The organism is Mesorhizobium sp. M0195 (assembly GCF_040322115.1).
Classification (GTDB): Bacteria; Pseudomonadota; Alphaproteobacteria; order Rhizobiales; family Rhizobiaceae; genus Mesorhizobium.
Window position 1 is genome coordinate 1 of the sequence record NZ_JAMYSV010000072.1, and the last position, 1277, is coordinate 1277.

Genomic DNA, 1277 nt, shown 5'->3' on the forward strand with positions numbered 1-1277 from the left:
AAACTGGATACTGTCCCGATGAGCTGCGCATAATCATCGGGTGCGCATAATCCCTGTTATGTAGATTTCTGCATAAGCGTGATGACCGACCATTCGGCGGTGTCGATCCGCCGGCGGCAGTGTTCTACTATTCCCGCGATCGCCGAGGCGAACATCCCGCGGCGCATCTCGCCGGCTGGAGCGGCATTCTGCAGGCCGATGCCTTTGGTGGTTATGGCGATCTCTATGCGACGGGTCGTCAGCCGGCGCCTGTTCTGGAGGCCAGCTGCTGGGCCCACAGCCGGCGCAAAGTGTTTGAGCTGGCCGATGTCGAAGCGGCGGCGCGCAAGAAGGCGCACGGCGAGAAGCCCAACCTGGTCTATCCGCTGGCGGTCGAAGCCGTGAAGCGCATCGATGCCCTGTTCGATATCGAGCGCGCGATCAACGGCCTGTCGCCGGCCCAACGCCACGCCGTGCGCCAGGAGCGGAGCGCGCCGCTGGTCACCGAGCTCGAGCGCTGGATGATCGAGACGCGCGACAAGCTCTCGCGCGGGCACGACCTGACCAAGATCCGCACAACTGCGGACCCAACCAGCGGCGGCCTGATCATGCAGCGCAATAAGGTGCATCACGTCTACACCGTCGAACGTGTCGCCAGGGACCTCGGCGTCAGCGAAGCGCTCATCCAGGAACTGACCCTCGGTCTCGAGCCCGAGGACGGCGTCATCTGGGTCTACGGGGCCAACGATGACGACGGAATCTTGGCCTTCACCGATGAAAGCATCGAGGAGGTCAAGCTCCTCCTCGAAGAATATCATCGCGTCTCCCCATCGAAAGCTTGACCCCAGCACCGCGGTGCTCATGGCCGCCGGATACACGTCTGCGGTCTTCACCGGATAGGTACAGCGCTCCCCCGGGACGAGGCCGAGAAAGGCCATCAACTGCGTCGGCGTATCGAAGCGATGCACATCCCCAATTTCGGCCGCGAAGATCACAGGACCAGGAACGAGGCGCCGCGCATGGCCTGATAGGCCTCGACGACCCGCGCGATGCGGCAGTCCGCTGCCGACCGCGAAGAGAAGCGAGTGACCCACGGGCGACACCGTCCGGGAAAAGACAGGGAAGCTTGACCTCACCGACCCAATCGGAGAAGCCTGCTGGTCTAGCGTAAGCGCGAATTTCCCCGCACCTTTTGCTGTTGAGTGCTCTGATGCATGAGAAGCTATGCGGGGGAGCGGCGAGGTGGCACCATCGTCGTACGATCAACCCGAAGGATAGACTATCATGTCCAAAGTCGA

2 pseudogenes are annotated in these 1277 nt (G+C 62.5%); one reads left to right on the forward strand and one right to left on the reverse strand.

The features are described 5' to 3' along the window. Positions 1-65 precede the first annotated feature (65 nt). A pseudogene (locus NKJ12_RS32025) lies at positions 66-548 on the forward strand (IS66 family transposase); the annotation flags it as partial. A gap of 375 nt (positions 549-923) precedes the next feature. On the opposite strand, the pseudogene NKJ12_RS32030 reads toward NKJ12_RS32025, so the two are convergent. Then, positions 924-1115 (reverse strand): annotated as a pseudogene (locus NKJ12_RS32030) (hypothetical protein); the annotation flags it as partial. Between the last annotated feature and the right edge of the window lie 162 nt (positions 1116-1277).